Source organism: Massilia sp. S19_KUP03_FR1, from assembly GCF_036688685.1.
Classification (GTDB): domain Bacteria; phylum Pseudomonadota; class Gammaproteobacteria; order Burkholderiales; family Burkholderiaceae_D; genus JALYUM01.
On record NZ_JAQQPS010000008.1, the window covers coordinates 65,196 to 83,148 of the forward strand.

At 62.8% G+C, this 17,953-nt stretch carries 22 protein-coding genes; 13 read left to right on the plus strand and 9 right to left on the minus strand.

What is annotated here, in order from left to right; translation table 11 throughout:
* Positions 1–54: 54 nt before the first annotated feature.
* On the minus strand, positions 55–1,434 hold the full coding sequence (gene purB, locus V6M87_RS10555; protein ID WP_332876576.1) for an adenylosuccinate lyase: 1,380 nt from the start codon (positions 1,432–1,434) through the stop codon (positions 55–57).
* A 149-nt stretch (positions 1,435–1,583) separates the two neighbouring features.
* Here purB and V6M87_RS10560 point away from each other — a divergent pair, with 149 nt between their 5' ends.
* Entirely contained in the window at positions 1,584–2,198 is a 615-nt protein-coding gene (locus tag V6M87_RS10560) for a glutathione S-transferase N-terminal domain-containing protein (protein ID WP_332876577.1), read from the plus strand.
* A complete protein-coding gene (locus V6M87_RS10565; protein WP_332876578.1) occupies positions 2,195–3,121 on the plus strand; it encodes a PfkB family carbohydrate kinase in 927 nt (308 codons plus the stop codon). Before V6M87_RS10560 ends, V6M87_RS10565 begins: the two co-directional genes overlap by 4 nt.
* 118 nt (positions 3,122–3,239) lie before the next feature.
* On the opposite strand, the gene bfr is transcribed toward V6M87_RS10565, so the two are convergent.
* Positions 3,240–3,710 carry a bacterioferritin gene (bfr, locus tag V6M87_RS10570; RefSeq protein ID WP_332876579.1) on the minus strand — a complete coding sequence of 157 codons (471 nt, stop codon included), beginning with the start codon at positions 3,708–3,710 and terminating at the stop codon, positions 3,240–3,242.
* Between the two features lie 118 nt (positions 3,711–3,828).
* Between bfr and V6M87_RS10575 the strand changes: the two genes are divergently transcribed.
* Complete coding sequence (locus V6M87_RS10575) at positions 3,829–4,242, plus strand: DUF2141 domain-containing protein (protein ID WP_332876580.1); 414 nt, start codon at positions 3,829–3,831, stop codon at positions 4,240–4,242.
* 60 nt (positions 4,243–4,302) lie between these two features.
* Here the strand turns inward: V6M87_RS10575 and V6M87_RS10580 are convergent, their stop codons facing one another.
* Positions 4,303–4,509: a (2Fe-2S)-binding protein gene (locus V6M87_RS10580; RefSeq protein WP_332876581.1), complete on the minus strand. Its 207-nt coding sequence runs from the start codon at positions 4,507–4,509 to the stop codon at positions 4,303–4,305.
* 222 nt (positions 4,510–4,731) lie between these two features.
* Between V6M87_RS10580 and V6M87_RS10585 the strand changes: the two genes are divergently transcribed.
* Genes V6M87_RS10585 through V6M87_RS10610 form a run of 6 tightly spaced genes read left to right on the plus strand, consistent with a single transcriptional unit; the run spans position 4,732 to position 9,116 of the window.
* Positions 4,732–4,998, plus strand: coding sequence for a FeoA family protein (locus V6M87_RS10585; RefSeq protein WP_332876582.1), 267 nt, complete (start codon positions 4,732–4,734; stop codon positions 4,996–4,998).
* A gap of 1 nt (position 4,999) precedes the next feature.
* The gene (feoB, locus tag V6M87_RS10590) at positions 5,000–6,883 is read left to right on the plus strand and encodes a ferrous iron transporter B (protein ID WP_332876583.1); all 1,884 of its coding nucleotides are present in this window, start codon (positions 5,000–5,002) and stop codon (positions 6,881–6,883) included.
* Between the two features lies 1 nt (position 6,884).
* Positions 6,885–7,172, plus strand: a complete 288-nt coding sequence (locus V6M87_RS10595) for a DUF6587 family protein (protein ID WP_332876584.1) — start codon at positions 6,885–6,887, stop codon at positions 7,170–7,172.
* Between the two features lie 41 nt (positions 7,173–7,213).
* On the plus strand, positions 7,214–7,885 hold the full coding sequence (locus V6M87_RS10600) for a glutathione S-transferase family protein (protein ID WP_332876585.1): 672 nt from the start codon (positions 7,214–7,216) through the stop codon (positions 7,883–7,885).
* 24 nt (positions 7,886–7,909) lie between these two features.
* Positions 7,910–8,686, plus strand: coding sequence for a 5'-3' exonuclease (locus tag V6M87_RS10605; RefSeq protein WP_332876586.1), 777 nt, complete (start codon positions 7,910–7,912; stop codon positions 8,684–8,686).
* Between the two features lie 34 nt (positions 8,687–8,720).
* Entirely contained in the window at positions 8,721–9,116 is a 396-nt protein-coding gene (locus V6M87_RS10610) for a response regulator (RefSeq protein WP_332876587.1), read from the plus strand.
* Here the strand turns inward: V6M87_RS10610 and V6M87_RS10615 are convergent.
* Positions 9,100–9,501, minus strand: coding sequence for a GFA family protein (locus V6M87_RS10615; RefSeq protein ID WP_332876588.1), 402 nt, complete (start codon positions 9,499–9,501; stop codon positions 9,100–9,102). The two genes, V6M87_RS10610 and V6M87_RS10615, sit on opposite strands and share 17 nt — an antisense overlap.
* A 156-nt stretch (positions 9,502–9,657) precedes the next feature.
* Between V6M87_RS10615 and V6M87_RS10620 the strand changes: the two genes are divergently transcribed.
* Positions 9,658–9,876 (plus strand): hypothetical protein, encoded by a 219-nt coding sequence (locus V6M87_RS10620; RefSeq protein ID WP_332876589.1) that lies wholly within the window; start codon positions 9,658–9,660, stop codon positions 9,874–9,876.
* Here V6M87_RS10620 and mnmA read toward each other — a convergent pair.
* Positions 9,873–10,976 (minus strand): tRNA 2-thiouridine(34) synthase MnmA, encoded by a 1,104-nt coding sequence (gene mnmA, locus V6M87_RS10625; RefSeq protein ID WP_332876590.1) that lies wholly within the window; start codon positions 10,974–10,976, stop codon positions 9,873–9,875. The two genes, V6M87_RS10620 and mnmA, sit on opposite strands and share 4 nt — an antisense overlap.
* On the minus strand, positions 10,976–11,458 hold the full coding sequence (locus V6M87_RS10630; RefSeq protein WP_332876591.1) for an NUDIX hydrolase: 483 nt from the start codon (positions 11,456–11,458) through the stop codon (positions 10,976–10,978). The genes mnmA and V6M87_RS10630 overlap by 1 nt, the downstream gene beginning before the upstream one ends.
* A gap of 242 nt (positions 11,459–11,700) precedes the next feature.
* Between V6M87_RS10630 and V6M87_RS10635 the strand changes: the two genes are divergently transcribed.
* From V6M87_RS10635 to V6M87_RS10645, 3 genes are read left to right on the plus strand one after another with little or no spacing between them, the layout of a single operon-like run.
* Positions 11,701–12,819, plus strand: coding sequence for a Re/Si-specific NAD(P)(+) transhydrogenase subunit alpha (locus tag V6M87_RS10635; protein WP_332876592.1), 1,119 nt, complete (start codon positions 11,701–11,703; stop codon positions 12,817–12,819).
* A 9-nt stretch (positions 12,820–12,828) separates the two neighbouring features.
* Positions 12,829–13,161 (plus strand): NAD(P) transhydrogenase subunit alpha, encoded by a 333-nt coding sequence (locus tag V6M87_RS10640; RefSeq protein WP_332876593.1) that lies wholly within the window; start codon positions 12,829–12,831, stop codon positions 13,159–13,161.
* A complete protein-coding gene (locus tag V6M87_RS10645; protein ID WP_332876594.1) occupies positions 13,158–14,618 on the plus strand; it encodes an NAD(P)(+) transhydrogenase (Re/Si-specific) subunit beta in 1,461 nt (486 codons plus the stop codon). Before V6M87_RS10640 ends, V6M87_RS10645 begins: the two co-directional genes overlap by 4 nt.
* 147 nt (positions 14,619–14,765) lie before the next feature.
* On the opposite strand, the gene V6M87_RS10650 is transcribed toward V6M87_RS10645, so the two are convergent.
* The 3 genes from V6M87_RS10650 to murU are packed head-to-tail and all read right to left on the minus strand — an operon-like array spanning position 14,766 to position 17,952.
* The gene (locus tag V6M87_RS10650; RefSeq protein ID WP_332876595.1) at positions 14,766–15,896 is read right to left on the minus strand and encodes an FAD-dependent monooxygenase; all 1,131 of its coding nucleotides are present in this window, start codon (positions 15,894–15,896) and stop codon (positions 14,766–14,768) included.
* On the minus strand, positions 15,893–17,236 hold the full coding sequence (locus V6M87_RS10655) for an aminopeptidase P N-terminal domain-containing protein (RefSeq protein WP_442920571.1): 1,344 nt from the start codon (positions 17,234–17,236) through the stop codon (positions 15,893–15,895). Before V6M87_RS10655 ends, V6M87_RS10650 begins: the two co-directional genes overlap by 4 nt.
* Positions 17,233–17,952, minus strand: a complete 720-nt coding sequence (murU, locus tag V6M87_RS10660) for an N-acetylmuramate alpha-1-phosphate uridylyltransferase MurU (protein WP_332876596.1) — start codon at positions 17,950–17,952, stop codon at positions 17,233–17,235. Before murU ends, V6M87_RS10655 begins: the two co-directional genes overlap by 4 nt.
* Position 17,953 lies beyond the last annotated feature (1 nt).

Sequence of the window (17,953 nt, forward strand, 5' to 3'; positions counted from 1 at the left end):
CTTGTTTTCCCTCGTGGTGGTAGTGAAATGAGAAGGTAGCACGAAATAGCGATATTAAATCGTCGCCGCCAGCTTCGCCGCCAGCCCGATGTAGTTGGCCGGCGTCATCGCCAACAGCAAATCCTTGGCATCTTGCGGAATGGCCAGCGTCAGGATGAATTCGCGCAGGGCGTCTTTCGAAATGCCCTTGCCGCGCGTGAGTTCCTTCAACTGTTCATATGGGTTGGCGATGCCATACCGGCGCATCACGGTTTGTACCGGCTCGGCCAGCACTTCCCAGTTCGCATCGAGGTCCTGGGCCAGGCGCGCCGCATTCACTTCCAGCTTGTTCAGGCCGCGCAGGCAGCTGTCATACGCCAGCAGCGTGTAGCCGAAACCGACGCCGATGTTGCGCAGCACGGTCGAATCGGTCAGGTCGCGCTGCATGCGCGATACCGGCAATTTTTCCGCCATGTGCTTCAGGATTGCATTGGCCATGCCCAGATTGCCTTCGGAGTTTTCGAAGTCGATCGGGTTGACTTTATGCGGCATGGTCGACGAGCCGATTTCGCCGGCTTTCAGGCGCTGCTTGAAATAACCGAGCGAAACATAGGTCCAGATATCGCGGTTCAGGTCGAGCAAAATGGTATTTGCGCGGGCAAAGGCGTCGAACAGCTCGGCCATGTAGTCGTGCGGCTCGATCTGAATGGTGTACGGATTGAACACCAGGCCCAGGCGATCTTCGATGACGGCTTTGGAAAACGCCGCCCAGTCGACATCCGGATACGCCGACAGGTGGGCGTTGTAATTGCCGACCGCGCCATTCATTTTGGCGAGCATCTCGACCGCTTCGATGCGGCCGGCCGCGCGCTGCAGGCGCGCCACGACGTTGGCGAATTCCTTGCCGAGCGTGGTCGGGCTGGCGGTCTGGCCGTGCGTGCGCGAGAGCATCGGCAGGTCGGCGTTGGTATGGGCAATCTCGGTCAGCTTGGCGATGACGGCATACAGCGTCGGCAGCATGACGGTGTCGCGCGCGGCTTTGAGCATCATGCCGTGGGAGGTGTTGTTGATGTCTTCCGAGGTGCAGCCGAAGTGAATGAATTCGCTGGCGGCCACCAGCTCCGGCACGTCCTTGACCTGCTCCTTGAGCCAGTACTCGACCGCTTTCACGTCGTGGTTCGTGACCGCTTCGATTTCCTTGATGCGGGCAGCGTCAAGCGCCGTGAAGTCGTTCGCCATGCGCTCGAGGTAAGCATTCGCTTCGGCGGAGAATGGCTTGATCTCCGGCAGGCCCGCTTCCGACAGCGCCTGCAGCCAGGAAATTTCGACTTTCACGCGGTGGTGCATGAAGCCCGCTTCGGACAGGATAGGACGCAGCTTGTCGGTTTTGGACGCATAGCGGCCGTCCAGTGGGGACAGGGCCGACAGGGTAAAGGAGGGGGCGGTGGCGGTCATGGCGGGGCGCTTGGTGAAAAGACGCGATTTTACCACCCCCGCCAAGTGTTGCAGCGCCGGCATATAGCTGTCGCATACAGCGCCCGGGGGCCGACTTTCGCCGCAGACCCGATGATATACTGGCATCCAATCCTGCCACCTGAGCGCTTATGAAACTGATCGGTTCCCTGACAAGCCCCTTTGTCCGCAAAGTGCGGATCGTGATGGCTGAAAAAAAGCTCGATTATGTCTTCGAGCTCGACAATGTCTGGGGCGCTGACAGCAAGGTCGGCCTGGCCAACCCGCTGGGCCAGGTGCCGTGCCTGGTGATGGAAGACGGCGGCGTGATGTACGACTCGCGCGTCATTGCCGAGTATCTCGACACGCTCACGCCGGTCTGCAAACTGTTTCCCCCGAACAGCCGCGACCGCGCCGCCGTGAAGGTCTGGGAAGCGCTGGCCGACGGCGTGCTCGATGCCGCCGTACTGGTGCGACTGGAAACAACCCTGCGCCCGCCAGAACAGCAAAGCGCGCCCTGGATCGCGCGCCAGCTGGGCAAGGTGCACGCGGGTCTGGGGGTGATGGCCGCCGATCTCGGCGAGCAGCCGTTCTGCATGGGCATCCACTACACGCTGGCCGACGTTGCCGTGGGCGGCGCGCTGGGATGGCTGGCGTTCCGCTTCCCCGACATCGACTGGCGCAGCGATTACCCGAACCTGGCGCGCCTGTCCGATAAATTGTCCGAACGCGCCTCGTTCAAGGACACCGTTCCGCGCGAGGCATGATGCGCACCACCGTCATCATCGGTGAAGCCCTGGTCGACGACTTCGGCACCGAGCAAATCGTCGGCGGCGCACCGTTCAACGTCGCACGCAACCTTGCCGCCTTCATGGCGCCGCAGCTGATGGTCACGCGCATCGGCGACGACCGCAACGGCGCCGTGGTACGCGCCGAATTCGAGCGTTTTGCGATGTCGAGCGCCGGCTTGCAGCAGGACGCGATGGAAGAAACCGGCCGCGTCGTGGTCGAGCGCGCGCCCGGCGGGCACCGTTTTGTGATTGTGCCGAATCAGGCCTACGACTTCATTGCCACGCCCGAGGCGCTGGCGGCGGTGGCGGCGGTCGAGGTGGGCGCCGTGTATTTCGGCACGCTGGCACAGCGCTCGGAACGTTCGCGCGCGACGCTGTTTGCCGTGCTCGAGGCGACCGACGCCACCCGCTATCTCGATCTGAATTTGCGCGGCAACCAGGTCGACGAGCAGTGCGTGACCCGGTCGCTGCGTGCGGCCAACATCGTCAAGGTCAACGAGGAAGAGTTGCAGGCCTTGTTCCAGTGGTATTTCCAGATCAAGCCGACCGACCCGGCGCTCACCGCCGATGAAGTACGGGCCTCGTGCCGCGCGCTGATGCAGATGTTCGCGCTGGACGCGCTGATCGTCACGCTGGGTCACCGCGGCTCGGTGTATTTCGGCCGCGACCTGGAACAACCCATTGTGCACCGCGACAATCCGGCGCCGCCGTTCGTCATCGACACGGTCGGCGCGGGCGATGCGTTCTCGGCCATCTTCCTGCTGGGCCGCATGCGTGGCTGGCCGCTGGAAACGACGCTCGCGCGCGCGAACGAATTCGCCGGTGCGATCTGTGCGATTCCGGGTGCGATTCCGCAGGATATGGGGTTTTACGACAAGTGGATGACGCGCTGGCGTTGAGCACGCACCGCTACAGCCGTCACCCCCGCGAAGGCGGGGGCCCATACTGACTATTCGACTTCGGAACCTCAGCATAGGCTCCGGCTTTCGCCGGAGTGACGGTTTCTAAGGCCGGTAGTTACGTTTCCAGCTGGCTCTGCAGGTAGTTCTGGATACCGATCTTGGTGATGATGTCGAGCTGCGTTTCCAGCCAGTCGATATGCTCTTCGGTGTCTTCCAGGATCATCAGGAACAGGTCGCGCGAGACGTAATCGGCCGCGATTTCCGAGGCGGCGATGCCTTCCTTGACGGTCACTTGCGCGGCGCGTTCCAGTTTCAGGTCGCATTCCAGCATTTCCTGGGTCGATTCACCGATCAGCAGCTTGTGCAGCGCTTGCAGGTTCGGCAAGCCGTCGAGCATCAGGATGCGGTCGATCAGCTTGTCGGCGTGCTTCATTTCCCCAATGGATTCTTCGTATTCCTTCTTGCCCAGCTTGGCGAAGCCCCAGTGCTGGTACATCCGGGCATGCAGAAAATACTGGTTGACTGCAGTCAGCTCGTTGGTCAACTGCGCGTTGAGCAAACGGATGATGTTTGGATCGCCTTTCATGACTTGCCTTGTTCTGTGTTTGGGGATAGGCCCATGATAACAAAATGGGTGCGGCGAATGGGAGGAATTGTCCGATCCGCCGTAAGATGACGCTTCATCCATCTCATCCGGACCCAACATGAAAAAACTGCTCATCATTGCATCGCTGGCCCTGTCTGCCAGTGCATCGGCTGCGGCCGCCACGGTCCAGGTCAAAATCGACGGTGTGCGCAACGACAAGGGCGTCGTGCAAGTGGCCTTGTGCGACGAAGCGACTTATCCGAAAGATTGTCGCCTGACCGCTTCCGCGCCTGCCAAAACCGGTTCAGTGACCGTCGACGTGCCCAACGTGCCTGCCGGAACCTGGGCCGCCTTGGCCTACCACGACGAAAACAGCGATAAAAAGCTCGATACGAACTTCGTCGGCATACCCAAGGAGGGTTACGGCTTTTCGAATGGCGCCAAGGGCACGTTCGGGCCGCCCAAGTTCAAGGACACCGCCATCACGGTGGGTGAGGGCGCAAGTACGGCCACGATCACGTTGAAATATTAATTAGTGAGGAATGCAGTGCGGCGCGAGAATTCGCGCCGACCGGTAACTTGCAGAGGATTGTTACGCAGCCTGGCGTTGGAAGCGCAGTTCGGTAGCGTTGAGAGTGCTCAAGTGCTCGTCGAGCACTTCACGGGCGTAGTCGATGCACTTGCCGCAGCAGGTGCCGACGCCCAATTGTTCATGCAGTTCCGCCATGGACGAGATGCCAAGCTCCACTGCCTGGCGGATTTCGCGGTCGGAGATGTTGTTGCAGACGCAGACGATCATCGTATTTCCTTGCCATTCAATCACTATGAGTGAGAATCATTCTCATTACGTTTCGTATTGTGCCTCCACTTTTGACGCTTTGCAAGCGGTTTACGCGCCGTACGGCAGGTCAGCATTGGGCGCGTTTGCGCGATGCCAAAAACGCAAATAGAAATTATTCGCATTTAGGTTTATGATGTGTCATCCGTGTCCCAACAGTGCTCCACTGTTCAAGAAGACTCTATGACTTTAGCTCCTACCCTCACCACGCTCGACGCCCTGCCTGCCGGGAAAAGCGCCACCGTGATCCACCTGGCGCCAGCCGCGCCCAACGGCCAAGGCGCCGATGTGTCGCGCCGCCTGATGGAACTGGGCTTTGTTCCCGGCGAACGCATTCGCGTGCTCAAGCGCGGCGTGCCGGGCGGTGAACCGATTGCCGTGAAGGTGGGCCAGTCCACCTTCGCACTGCGCCGCTTCGAAGCGGCCCTCATCTCCATCAAACCGGAATAACATGGGCGCAGCGGAATATGTACAAGCGGCGGTGACGCCGCTGGTGGCGCTTCTGGGTAACCCGAACTGCGGCAAGACAGCCTTATTCAACCGTCTCACCGGTTCGCGCCAGAAGGTGGCCAACTACGCGGGCGTGACCATCGAACGCAAAGAGGGCGCGTTCACGTCGCCTGCCGGGCAGCATTTCCGCGTGCTCGATTTGCCGGGCGCCTACAGCCTGTCGGCCCATACGCCCGACGAAGCCATCACCCGTGACGTCGTCGCCGGCCTGCGCGCCGGGGAAGCACCGCCGAATGCGGTGGTCTGTGTCGTCAATGCCACCAATTTGCGCCTGAATTTGCGCCTGGTGCTGGAAATTCAGCGCCTCGGCCTGCCGATGATCCTGGCGCTGAACATGGTCGACGTCGCCAAAAAACGCGGCATCGTGATCGACACCGTGCGCATGGCGCAGGAGCTCGGCATGCCGGTGGTAGAAACCATCGCGGTGCAGGCCGGCGGCGAGAAGGAACTGCTGCGCGTGCTCGACCAGATGCCGTTCGGCGACGTCACCACGCCGTTTCCCCTGTCCGTGATCGACGCCGTCTCGGTCGAAGAAACCCAGCGCGAAGTGCGCCGCATCCTCGACGTCTGCACCAGCCATGAATCCGATACCGGCAACCTGACCGAGCAGATCGACCATGTCGTGCTGCACCCGGTGGCCGGTCCCCTGATCCTGGCCGCCATCATGTTCCTGATTTTCCAGGCCGTGTTCAGCTGGGCCGCCGCACCGATGGAGATGATCAAATCCGGCGTCGAAGCGGTCGGCGCCTGGATCGGCACCGGCTTGTCCGACGGTCCCCTGCGCAGCCTGCTGGTGGAAGGCATCATGGGCGGCGTCGGTAGCGTGCTGGTGTTCCTGCCGCAGATTTTGATTCTGTTCTTTTTTATTTTGGTCCTGGAAGACTGCGGCTACCTGCCGCGCGCCGCCTTTTTGCTCGACCGCCTGATGGGCCGCGTGGGTCTGTCGGGGCGCGCGTTCATTCCGCTGTTGTCCAGCTTTGCCTGCGCCATTCCTGGCGTGATGGCCGCACGCACCATCCAGAACCCGCGCGATCGCCTGATCACCATCATGATCGCGCCGCTGATGACGTGTTCGGCGCGCCTGCCGGTGTACGCGCTGATCATCGCCGCCTTCATCCCGGACCGCGAAGTCGGCATCTTCAATTTGCAGGGCCTGGTGCTGTTCATCCTGTACGCGGCCGGCATCCTGTCGGCCATGGCGGTGGCGTGGGTGTTCCAGCGCTTCATGGGTTCGCACGGGCAGCAGCCGCTGATGCTCGAGCTGCCAAGTTATCACTGGCCGCACCTGCGCAACCTCGCGCTGGGCCTGTGGGAACGCGCGCGCATCTTCATGACGCGGGTCGGCACCACCATCCTGGTGCTGATGATCCTGGTCTGGTTTTTGTCCAGCTTCCCCGGTGCACCGGAAGGCGCGACCCAGCCGCCGATTTATTACAGCGTGGCCGGCATGATCGGGCGCGGCCTGTCCGTCATTTTCGAGCCGATCGGGTTCGGCTGGCAGATCTGCATCGCGCTGGTGCCCGGCATGGCGGCGCGCGAAGTGGCCGTGGGCGCGCTCGGCACAGTGTACGCGCTGTCGGCCAGCGGCTCGGACGTGGCCCAGTCGCTCACGCCCCTGATCGCCAAATCGTGGTCGATCGCCACGGCGCTGTCGCTGCTGGCCTGGTATGTGTTCGCGCCGCAGTGCCTGTCCACGCTGTCGGTCGTCAAGCGCGAAACCGGCAGCATGCGCTATCCGCTGATCATGGCCGCCTACATGTTCGCGCTGGCCTACGTCGCCTCGTTCATCACCTATCGCGTCGCGCTGGCGACGCTCGGAGGCTGATATGCAGAACCTGGTCGTGGCAGTCATCGTGGCGATTGCGCTGGTGGTCGCGGCGGCCAGTTACCTGCCGCGCGCCTGGCGCGAGCAGATCGTCTATTACCTCAGCCAGCGTGGCCTCAGTCAAACCCGCCTGGCGAAGTTCTTCAAGACCGAGGCCAGTTGCGCCAGCGGCTGCGGCAGTTGCGGCAGCGGCGAAGGCGGCTGCGCAGCGCCGGCGCTGAACCTGGACGACGACGCGCCTGCCAATGGGCGGCGCGTCATCAAGATTCACTCCCATCCCCGGCCCTAGTGCTGCTAAGCTAGCGCAACTTATTACTATCGCTTGCGCACATGATCATCGTCCACCACCTGAATAACTCGCGCTCCCAGCGCATCCTCTGGCTGCTCGAAGAACTGGGGCTGGACTACGACATCAAGAAATACCAGCGCGACCCGAAGACCATGCTGGCGCCGCCTGAATTGAAGGCAGTGCACCCGCTGGGCAAATCGCCTGTCATTTCCGACGACGACAACGTGGTGGCCGAATCCGGCGCCATCGTCGAGTACCTGGTCGAGCGCTATGGCCAGGGCGCACTGGTACCGGCTGCCGGCACGCCCGACAAGTTGCGCTACACCCACATGCTGCACTACGCCGAAGGCACGGGGATGCCGCCGCTGCTGATGAAGCTGGTGTTCGACCGTATTGAAACAGAGCGCATGCCGTTCTTCGTCAAGCCGATCGCCAAGGCCATCGCGGCCAAGGTCAAACAGATGTTCATCATGCCGAACATCGAGAACAACCTGCGCTTCCTCGAAGCCGAGCTGCACAAATCGAGCTGGTTCGCCGGCGAGGCTTTCACCGCCGCCGACGTCCAGATCAGCTTTGTGCTGGAAGCGGCCGCTGCGCGTGGAGGGCTCGATGCGCGCTATCCGAAGCTGATGGCATGGCTGGAACGCATCCACGCGCGCCCGGCCTACCAGCGCGCCCTCGCGCGCGGCGGCAAATACGATTTTGTAAAATAGGGGTTTTGCTACCGCATTGACGTTATGGCCAAACTGCTCGCCATTGACGGCCTGAACATCGTCAGGCGCGTCTACGAAGCCAGCCCCGAGCCGGATTCACCCATCAAGGCTGCCACGGCCCTGCGCCACGCGCTGTCGTCGTTTCGCACCGTGCTCGACACCCACCAGCCGACCCACGTGCTGGCTGCGTTCGACTACGGCGGCACCACCTGGCGCCATGCCTTGTATCCGCGCTACCGCGAGCACCGCGCGCCGATGCCGGCCGACCTGCGCGCCGCGCTGCCGGAGTTCCAGCAGCGCCTGACGGCCGCCGGCATGCATCCGCTCTGTATCGCCGAGGTGGAAGCGGACGATGTGATCGGCACCGGCGTGCTGCGCTGGCTGGCCGAGGGTCGCGGCGAAGCCATCGTCGCCACCACCGACAAGGATTTGCACGGGCTGGTGGCGCACGGCGCGCTGGTGTGGGACCACTTCAAGAACGAGTGGCACGACGACGCCTGGGTGCGCAACCGTTTCGGGGTCGCGCCCGAGGCTATCGTAGACTTGCTGGCGCTGATGGGCGACGCCACCGATGGCGTGCCGGGCGTCTCGAAAGTCGGCATGAAGACGGCGGCGCGCCTGCTCAATGCGTACGGCGACCTCGATGCCGTCATGGCCGGCGCCGGCATTTTGAAAACGCCGCTGGGCGAGCGCTTGCGCGCCGAGCGCGACATCCTGTATCTGTCGCGCCAGCTGGTCGAACTGAAAACAGACGTGCGCCTCGGCGTCACGTGGAATATGCTGGCCTACAGCCACACATAAAAAGCCGGGACCAGTACCCGGAAGGAGAAACGGCATGCTCAAAGCACTCATCATCGACGCCAGCGGGGTTGCCCGTGGTTTATTGAATACCGTTCTGACCGAAGGCGGGTACGAGGTCGTCGGTTCGACCCATACGATGGCGCAGGGCATTGCGCTGGCCATGAAACACCGGCCGCAAATTATCTGCATTGCGCGTGAAAACATCGAAGATGGCAGCGGCGTGATGGAAGAATTGCGCGCCAAGCTGCCCAAGTCGCTTATTTTCATGGTGTCGGGTGCGATCGACGCGGCCACCATCCAGAGCTCGCTGGCGCTGGGCGTCAACGGCTTCATCGTGAAACCGTTCAAACATGATGCGGTCCTGAAAACCATCCGTACGGCGGTACTCGCGCTCATCCGCAAGCAACAGGAAGCTACAGGTGATCAATAATCGCCGGTGCGCTGTCCCAGTTGTCGTTCTTGCCATCGATCCAGGTGACCGGTGCCGCCGCTAGTTCCGCGGGGGTTGTGTCATCCAGGCAAGGTAGATTCACCGCATAAAACGCGCCCCAGCGCGGCGAGCTGCCGGTGCCGAACGGATGCACGCCGCAGTGGCGGCAAAAAAAGTGGTGGTCGCGCCGGGTGTGAAACTGGTAGTCGGACAGCGCCTCTTCACCTGCCAGCAGGCGGAACGCTGACGGCGCGACAATCGCGGGCCAGAAGCGCAGCTTGGCGCAGATCGAGCAGTTGCAGCGCAGCGAGCCCTGCGCCAGATCGATTTCGGCCGCGAAACGCACCGCGCCGCAGTGGCAACTTCCCTGGTAGCTTTTCAACACATCTGGCTCCTGGCGCGCTGATCTTGCCGTTTCATACCTATAACTGTTGCGCGGAAATTTAAAATTCCGGCAAATACAGTAATTTTTGGGCGTTTTCGTTCGGAAAATAATACACTATCAGTTCCGCATCCTGAATAGTGGCCTGGACGACTGCGCATGCCGAATCAACGAAAAGATCATCTGACCGCCCAGAAAGTAGAGGTGGCGCTGGTATTCCAGCAAATGCTCAGTACTGCTGAAGCGCTGGCTTACCTGGCCCAGACCGGGGTGCCGGTGCTGGTGATCGAGCGTGTGCTGTTTCAGCCGGCATCGCGGCGCAACTACGCCACCGGCCAGCGCGGCCCATTCGTTCACCAGGGCAACATAACGAGTTAAATCGCGGTGTGACCGTCGATGATGCCGCCGCCCAGGCAGACGTCGCCGTCGTACAGCACAGCCGACTGGCCCGGCGTGACGGCCCACTGCGGGTCGGTGAAATCGAGCGTGAACCGATCCGGGCCCTGCGTCAGGATGCGGCAGTCGACGTCGGCCTGGCGGTAGCGGGTCTTGGCCGACAAGCTGCCACCGTCTGGTGCCACGCCCGCGATCCAGTTGGCCTGGCCCGCTTCGAGTTGACTCGACAGCAGCCACGGATGGTCGTGGCCCTGCACGATATACAAGGTGTTGTTCTCGATGTCCTTGCGCGCCACGAACCACGGTTCGCTGGTGCCGTCCGCATTCCGGTGCGCCTTCAGGCCGCCGATGCCGATGCCCTTCCTTTGCCCCAGCGTATAGAACGACAGGCCCACGTGCTCGCCGACGATGCTGCCGTCGTCCAGCCTGATCGGGCCGGGTTTATAGGACAGATACTGGTTCAGGAAGTCGCGGAACGGGCGCTCGCCGATAAAACAGATGCCGGTCGAATCCTTCTTGGCGGCGTTCGGCAGCAGCAGCTTTTCAGCGATCTTGCGCACTTCCGTTTTCGGGATCTCGCCCAGTGGAAATAAAGTTTTGGACAGCTGCGCCTGATTCAGGCGGTGCAGGAAATAGCTTTGGTCCTTGGTCGCGTCGAACGCTTTGAGAAGCTGAAAGCTGCCCTGGTGCTCACGCACGCGCGCGTAGTGGCCGGTGGCGATCAAATCCGCGCCCAGGTGCATGGCGTGGTCGAGAAAGGCCTTGAACTTGATTTCTGCGTTGCACAGCACGTCCGGATTGGGCGTGCGGCCGGCCTGGTATTCGCGCAGGAAGTCGGCGAACACGCGGTCCTTGTACTCCGCGGCGAAGTTCACCGCTTCGATATCGACGCCGACGACATCGGCCACGCTGGCCGCGTCGATCCAGTCCTGGCGCGTCGAGCAATATTCGGAATCGTCGTCGTCTTCCCAGTTTTTCATGAACAGGCCGACCACCTCGTAGCCTTGCTCCTTGAGCATCCAGGCCGCGACCGACGAATCGACCCCGCCGGACATGCCGATTACAACTTTTTTCTTTGCCATCAAATGCCGCCCGCGAAAACAGAAGGGTGGGTGTACAGGAGTGCGAGTTCGGTGCGTTTGCCGGCCAGGTAATCGTCCACGCACTGCAGCACGATCGGGCTGCGGTGGCGCTCCTGGCAAGCCGCCATCTCGTCGCGCGTCATCCACAGCACGCGCAGGATGCCGTCGTCGAGCGGCTGGTCGAATTCGACGCCGGCGTCGCCGCAAAACGTAAAACGCAGGTAGGTGACGTCCTTGCTGCGCGACCTGGAATAGTAGCGCGACATATACATGCCGACCAGCGCGGTCGGAATGAACTCGTGCGCCGCTTCTTCGTTGACCTCGCGCACCACCGCCTGCTCCAGCGATTCGTTTTCGTCCAGGTGCCCGGCCGGCTGGTTCAGCCTGATGCCTTCGCTGGTTTCTTCTTCGATCAGCAGGAAGCGCCCATCGCGTTCAATGATGGCCGCGACGGTGACGGATGGTTTCCAGGTAAGGGGCATGAGGTCCTCGAAAATTGAGCCGACATTCTACCTTGGCCGGTCATCCGTTGCTTTAACACCTGCTGTTCCGATACAACAATCGACTGGATGTCTTTGATTTGACACAAAATTCTGAAAATTCCATGCGGAATGAATCATGTCGCACTGAATTGGCGCATTTGCACCACGAAATGTGGCCGGTTACATCGGCGGCCAGGTTCCGTGATAGATTCTGGACAGATTAATAATATCGGGAGGCGTTGATGAGAATTGGGATTCCGGCGGAAACCAGGCCTGGCGAAACGCGCGTCGCGGCCACGCCCGAAACAGTGAAAAAGCTTGCAGTGCGCCACCAGGTGCTGGTGCAGGCAGGCGCCGGCGTGCCGGCCTCGATCACCGACGCGCAGTTTACGGCGGCCGGGGCGACCATCGTGGATGCTGCGACCGCGCTGGGCGCCGAACTGGTGCTGAAGGTGCGCGCGCCGAATGACGCCGAACGGGCGCAGATGCAGCGCGGCGCCACCCTGGTCGGCATGCTCAATCCGTTCGACGCGGCCAACAACGCCGCCATGGCGCAGGCGGGCCTGGCCGCGTTTGCACTGGAAGCGGCGCCGCGTATCACGCGCGCGCAGTCGATGGACGTGCTGTCGTCGCAGGCGAACATCGCCGGCTACAAGGCCGTGCTGCTGGCCGCGAATACCTACGGCCGCTTCATGCCGATGCTGATGACGGCGGCCGGCACCGTGAAAGCGGCGCGCGTGCTGATCATGGGCGTCGGCGTGGCGGGATTGCAGGCCATTGCGACGGCAAAACGACTCGGCGCCGTCATCGAGGCATCCGACGTGCGCCCGCCGGTGAAGGAACAGGTCGAGTCACTCGGCGCCAAATTCATCGATGTGCCGTACGAGACCGACGAAGAGCGCGAGATCGCCAAAGGCAGCGGCGGCTACGCACGCGCCATGCCGGCCGACTGGATGCGCAGGCAGGCGGCGCTGGTGCACGAGCGCGCCAAACTGGCCGACATCATCATCACCACCGCCCTGATTCCCGGGCGCGCCGCACCGGTGCTCATTTCCGAAGACACGGTCAAGGCGATGAAGCCGGGCTCGGTGATCGTCGACATGGCGGTCGAGCAGGGCGGCAATTGTCCGCTGTCGGAGCTGGATAAAACGGTCGTTAAATACGGCGTGTACATTATCGGCGAGGCGAACCTGGCGACGCTGGTGCCGGCCGATGCATCGGCGCTGTATGCGAGGAATGTGCTCGATTTTCTCAAGCTCCTGCTCGACAAGGAAGGCAAAGAGGGCGTCGACATCGAGCGCGAAGACGAGATCATCAAGGCCACGCTCGTTTGTTTGGATGGCGCCCTGCTGCGCACTTAAGGAGACACCATGGAAATCAGTCACACCATCATCAATCTGATCATTTTTGTGCTGGCGATCTACGTCGGCTACCACGTGGTCTGGACCGTCACGCCGGCGCTGCACACGCCGCTGATGGCGGTCACGAATGCCATCTCGGCGATCATCATCGTCGGCGCCATGCTGGCGGCCGGCCTGACCGAAGGGGTCGTGGGCCAGGTGGCCGGCACGCTCGCCGTCGCGCTGGCGGCGGTGAATGTGTTCGGCGGCTTTCTCGTCACGCAGCGCATGCTGGAAATGTTCAAGAAAAAGGAGCCGAAGAAGGCCAAGCCAGTCGTCGCCGTGAAGGAGAACCAGGCATGAATTTCATCAGCATGAATCTGGTGACGATGATGTACCTGATCGCCTCGGTGTGCTTCATCCAGGCCTTGAAGGGACTTTCGTCGCCGTCGAACGCGCGCATGGGCAACACCTTCGGCATGGCCGGGATGGCCATTGCCGCCGTCACCACCGTGGCGCTGATTTTTAAATTGCGCGAACAAATGACCAGCACCACCGGCATGGGTTTGCCGCTGGTCGTGCTGGGCGTGGTGGTCGGCGGCGCGATTGGCGCCTTTGCGGCGAAAAAGGTCGAGATGACCAAGATGCCGGAACTGGTCGCGGCCATGCACTCGCTCATTGGACTGGCCGCCGTCTGTATCGCCATTGCCGCCGTCTCGGAGCCATGGGCCTTCAATATCGCCACGCGCGAGACCGCGCTGCCGTTCGGGAACCGGCTGGAACTGTTCATCGGCACCTTTGTCGGCGCGGTGACGTTTTCCGGCTCGGTGATCGCCTTCGGCAAGCTGTCGGGCAAATACAAATTCCGGCTGTTCCAGGGCGCGCCGGTCAGCTTTCCGGGCCAGCACCTGGTCAACCTCGCTGTCGCCATCGCCATTGTCGCGCTGGGCCTGGTGTTCTGCTTTGCCGACGGCGTGGCGCCCGCCTGGACGCCCTTCATCATCATGACAGCGCTGGCGTTCGTGCTGGGCATGCTGATCATCATCCCGATCGGCGGCGCCGACATGCCGGTGGTCGTCTCCATGCTCAACAGTTATTCCGGCTGGGCCGCTGCCGGCATCGGCTTCTCGCTGAATAACTCGATGCTGATCATCGCCGGCTCGCTGGTGGGGTCTTCCGGCGCGATCCTCTCGTACATCATGTGCAAGGCGATGAACCGGTCGTTCTTCAATGTGCTGCTGGGCGGCTTCGGCGGCGAAGCGGCGTCTGCCGACACTGGCGGCGCAAAGGAACAGCGGCCGGTGAAATCGGGCTCCGCGGAAGACGCGGCGTTTATTTTGTCGAACGCGGAGTCGGTCATCATCGTGCCCGGCTACGGGCTGGCGGTGGCGCGCGCGCAGCACTCGGTCAAGGAACTGGCCCAGAAACTCACCGAGCGCGGCGTCCACGTGCGCTACGCCATTCACCCCGTTGCGGGGCGCATGCCTGGCCACATGAACGTGCTGCTGGCCGAAGCCGAGGTGCCCTACGACCAGGTGGTGGAGATGGAAGACATCAACGGCGAATTCGGGCAGACCGATGTGGTGCTGGTGCTGGGCGCGAACGACGTCGTCAACCCTGCCGCCAAGGATCCGAAGTCGTCGATTGCGGGGATGCCGATTCTGGAGGCGTACAAGGCGAAAAGCATCATCGTGAATAAACGCTCGATGGCGTCAGGGTATGCGGGGCTGGATAACGACCTGTTTTATCAGCCGAACACGATGATGGTGTTTGGGGATGCGAAGAAGGTGATTGAGGCGATGGTGAAGGCGGTGGAGTAAATCCGTTTAATTGTTGCACCAAAAACCGTCATACCGGCGAAAGCCGGTACCCATAGTGAGCATCAAGTATCGTTGACGGCAGTGATGCTGCAAACGCAGTATGGGCCCGGTTTTTCAACGGGGTGACGGTTCTCAGGCCGGTGGTGACTAGCGCCGCCCGAACATCATCACGCTGCCCAATGCCTTGCGCGCCGGGCCAACCGCGTCTAGCGCGCCGAGCGACAAACCGAGCAGCGACTGCAACGGCCCGGTCCCGGCAAACACCCGCGCCATCGTATCGGTCAGGCCAACCGTCAGCCTGCGATCGTTCGAGCGCGCCGCGCCGAAGCGCGCAATGCCGTCAACCAGATCGCCCTGCGCCAGCAAGCGTGCCAGCACGGCCGCGTCGCGTAAACCCAGGTTCAGGCCTTGCCCGGCCACCGGATGGAGCGTCTGCGCCGCATTCCCGATCGCGACGGTGCGCGCCGTCGAACGGGCATCCGTCGTCAAGCCGAGCGGGTAGGAGGTGCGCTTCGACGTCTTCGTGAAACTGCCGACCCGATCGCCGAAGGCCTGCCCCAGCGCGGCCAGGAACGCAGCATCGTCCAGCGCCAGTAGCGCAGTCGCGCGGTCAGGCTTCACGCACCACACCAAAGCGTATTGGTGGCCGTCAGCGCCGGCCTGCGGCAGCAGCGCCAGCGGACCCTCTTGCGTAAAGCGTTCGAACGCCCGATGCGGCAGGGCGCGGCTGGCGGAAACGCGCGCAATCACGCCAGTCTGGCCGTAGTCGCGGCTGTGCGCCTTGTCGCCCTGCGCGCCGAACACGCCGCCTTCGGCCTGCACCGCGACCGCAGCGCGCACAGTGGCGCCGTGTTCCAGCCGCAGCGTCACGCCATCGGCGTCTTCATCGATGCCGGCCACTTTCGCCGGGCGCATGACGTCGATCCCGGCCCGCACGCAGGCCTGCGCCAGCGCGGCGACCACGTCACCGTAACGCGCCACATAACCGAGGGCGTCGACATCGTGCTCGCTGCGATTCATCAGGCTGCGCCCGAAGTGACCCGCGCGCGAGACGTGAATTTCGTGAATGGCGGTGCCTGGCAGCGGCCACACGTCGACGTCGTCCAGCAACTGGCGGCTGCCCCACGACAGCGCCACCGAGCGCGGGTCGGCCACGCTTTGTTCAACCGAACGCGCGTCCAGCAGGGCGATGTCGGTGACACCGCGCCGCGCCAGCAACAGCGCCAGCAGCATGCCCACCGGGCCGGCGCCGCAGATGGCAACCTGGTATGTCTTCATGCCTGCACCATCATCGTTTCTATCTCGTCGATCGTCTTCGGCGCCGCGCCGGACAGAATGCGCGCGCCAGCGTCATGCACGATCACGTCGTCTTCGATGCGGATACCGATGTTCCAGAATTGTTCCGGCACCCCTGCGCCGGGCCGCACATAGATGCCCGGTTCGACCGTCAGCGCCATGCCGCTGGCGAGTTTGCGCGACGGCTTGCCTTCGCGCGCCACGTCGCGGTACAAGCCGGCGTCGTGCACGTCCAGCCCGAGAAAGTGGCCGGTGCCGTGCATGTAGAAGGCTTGATAGGCGCGCGCGCCGATTGCGTCTTCCACGCTGCCGACCTGGTCGCGCGCCAGCAGGCCCAGGTCCAGCATGCCGGCCGTGAGCACGCGCACGGCCGCGTCGTGGATGCCGCTGTACGGCAGGCCCGGGACCACGGCCGCCAGCGCAGCCGCTTGCGCAGCGAGCACCAGTTCGTACAGCTGGCGCTGGGGCGCGCTGAACACGCCGTTGACGGGGAAGGTGCGGGTGATATCGGACGCGTAGCTGTCCAGCTCGCAGCCGGCGTCGATCAGCACCAGGTCGCCGTCCTGCGCCTGCGCGTTGTTGGCGCTGTAATGCAGCACGCAGGCATTCGCGCCGGCCGCGACGATAGACGGATAGGCCGGCGCCTGGGCGCCGTTGCGGCGAAATTCGTACAGCAACTCGGCTTCCAGCGCGTACTCGAACACGCCCGGGGCTGCTGCGCGCATCGCGCGCGCGTGGGCCTGGCCCGAGATGGTGGCGGCACGCAGCATGGTGGCCTGTTCGCTGGCGTCCTTGATGACGCGCATCGCGTCGAGCATGCTGGTCAGATCGTGCGCAATGGCGGGCGCCGCGATGCCGGCACGCGCTTGCACACGCACGGCTTTTAACCACTGCGCGACCTGGGCATCGAGCGCGGCGCTGTGGCCCAGTGCGTAGTAGACGGCCGGCGCATCGGCCAGCAATTGCGCCATTCTCGCATCGAGTTCATCGATGGCATACGCCTCGTCGACGCCGACGTGGCTGCGCGCGGCCTCCGGTCCGAACCGGAAGCCTTCCCAGATTTCGCGCTCGGCATGTTTGGCGCGGCAGAACAGGATCGCGCGCGCCGGCGTCTGGCCCTTGGCCGCAACCAGCACCAGCAGCGCGTCCGGCTCGGTAAAGCCGGTCAGATAATAGAAAGCGCTGTCGTGGCGGTAGGGATAATCGATGTCGCTGTTTCTGGCCGTTGCCGGCGCCGTGGCCAGCAGGGCGACCGATCCCGGCGTCATTTGCGCGGCCAGGTGCGCACGTCGACCGGTATGTGACGAAACTGCCGGCATCATGGGGCAGTGCGCTTCGACAGTGGCGCGTTCAGTTCTTCGAGCTGGGCTACCGTTCCCACATTGACGTACGGGCCTTCATAGATCTCGCCGCCAACGCGTTTCAGGTCGATGAATTTGCGCATCAACTCACCGAAGCGCAGATAGGTGCCGGTACCGATCCCGGCGAACATTTGTGGCCGGTACACGCCGATGCCGGCGAAATTCCACTTGGTCGATCCCTCATTCGACAGCGTGAATGCGCTCAAGGCAAAGTCGCCGTCGGGATTGTGGAATGGGTTCGGCGTCAGGTACAGCCACGCGACATCGCGCACGTGTTCGGGATGCGGCACGCCCCACATATCGTTTTCTTCCAGGACTTCGAGGCACTGGCTGAAATCGAAATACGGCACGTAGATGTCGGCAGCCACCGCGATGAATGGCTCTGTTCCCAATAAATGCAGGGCGTTGGCCACGCCGCCGGCCGTTTCCAGCGGGGTCGGCTCGTGCGAGTAGACGATGGATGCGCCGAACTGGCTGCCGTCGCCCAGCGCTTCTTCGATCATGTGGCCCAGGTGAGAATGGTTGATGACAATCTCGGTGACACCCGCGCGCACCAGGCCGAGGATGTGCCAGACGATCAGCGGCCGGCCCCGTACTTTCAGCAGCGGCTTGGGACAGGTATCGGTCAGGGGACGCATGCGCTCACCGCGGCCGGCGGCGAATATCATTGCTTTCATC

Excerpts from the sequence above, each read along its gene's own strand:
- V6M87_RS10575 (WP_332876580.1), top strand. The coding sequence starts at position 3,829 with ATGAAAAAACTGCTCATCATTGCATCGCTGGCCCTGTCTGCCAGTGCA.
- V6M87_RS10655 (WP_442920571.1), bottom strand. The coding sequence starts at position 17,236 with ATGATGCCGGCAGTTTCGTCACATACCGGTCGACGTGCGCACCTGGCC.
- V6M87_RS10630 (WP_332876591.1), bottom strand. The coding sequence starts at position 11,458 with ATGCCCCTTACCTGGAAACCATCCGTCACCGTCGCGGCCATCATTGAA.
- V6M87_RS10605 (WP_332876586.1), top strand. The coding sequence starts at position 7,910 with ATGGCCAAACTGCTCGCCATTGACGGCCTGAACATCGTCAGGCGCGTC.
- V6M87_RS10600 (WP_332876585.1), top strand. The coding sequence starts at position 7,214 with ATGATCATCGTCCACCACCTGAATAACTCGCGCTCCCAGCGCATCCTC.
- V6M87_RS10610 (WP_332876587.1), top strand. The coding sequence starts at position 8,721 with ATGCTCAAAGCACTCATCATCGACGCCAGCGGGGTTGCCCGTGGTTTA.
- bfr (WP_332876579.1), bottom strand. The coding sequence starts at position 3,710 with ATGAAAGGCGATCCAAACATCATCCGTTTGCTCAACGCGCAGTTGACC.
- V6M87_RS10640 (WP_332876593.1), top strand. The coding sequence starts at position 12,829 with ATGGAAATCAGTCACACCATCATCAATCTGATCATTTTTGTGCTGGCG.
- V6M87_RS10635 (WP_332876592.1), top strand. The coding sequence starts at position 11,701 with ATGAGAATTGGGATTCCGGCGGAAACCAGGCCTGGCGAAACGCGCGTC.
- V6M87_RS10595 (WP_332876584.1), top strand. The coding sequence starts at position 6,885 with ATGCAGAACCTGGTCGTGGCAGTCATCGTGGCGATTGCGCTGGTGGTC.
- V6M87_RS10650 (WP_332876595.1), bottom strand. The coding sequence starts at position 15,896 with ATGAAGACATACCAGGTTGCCATCTGCGGCGCCGGCCCGGTGGGCATG.
- V6M87_RS10585 (WP_332876582.1), top strand. The coding sequence starts at position 4,732 with ATGACTTTAGCTCCTACCCTCACCACGCTCGACGCCCTGCCTGCCGGG.
- feoB (WP_332876583.1), top strand. The coding sequence starts at position 5,000 with ATGGGCGCAGCGGAATATGTACAAGCGGCGGTGACGCCGCTGGTGGCG.
- V6M87_RS10565 (WP_332876578.1), top strand. The coding sequence starts at position 2,195 with ATGATGCGCACCACCGTCATCATCGGTGAAGCCCTGGTCGACGACTTC.
- V6M87_RS10580 (WP_332876581.1), bottom strand. The coding sequence starts at position 4,509 with ATGATCGTCTGCGTCTGCAACAACATCTCCGACCGCGAAATCCGCCAG.
- V6M87_RS10645 (WP_332876594.1), top strand. The coding sequence starts at position 13,158 with ATGAATTTCATCAGCATGAATCTGGTGACGATGATGTACCTGATCGCC.
- murU (WP_332876596.1), bottom strand. The coding sequence starts at position 17,952 with ATGAAAGCAATGATATTCGCCGCCGGCCGCGGTGAGCGCATGCGTCCC.
- purB (WP_332876576.1), bottom strand. The coding sequence starts at position 1,434 with ATGACCGCCACCGCCCCCTCCTTTACCCTGTCGGCCCTGTCCCCACTG.
- mnmA (WP_332876590.1), bottom strand. The coding sequence starts at position 10,976 with ATGGCAAAGAAAAAAGTTGTAATCGGCATGTCCGGCGGGGTCGATTCG.
- V6M87_RS10560 (WP_332876577.1), top strand. The coding sequence starts at position 1,584 with ATGAAACTGATCGGTTCCCTGACAAGCCCCTTTGTCCGCAAAGTGCGG.
- V6M87_RS10620 (WP_332876589.1), top strand. The coding sequence starts at position 9,658 with ATGCCGAATCAACGAAAAGATCATCTGACCGCCCAGAAAGTAGAGGTG.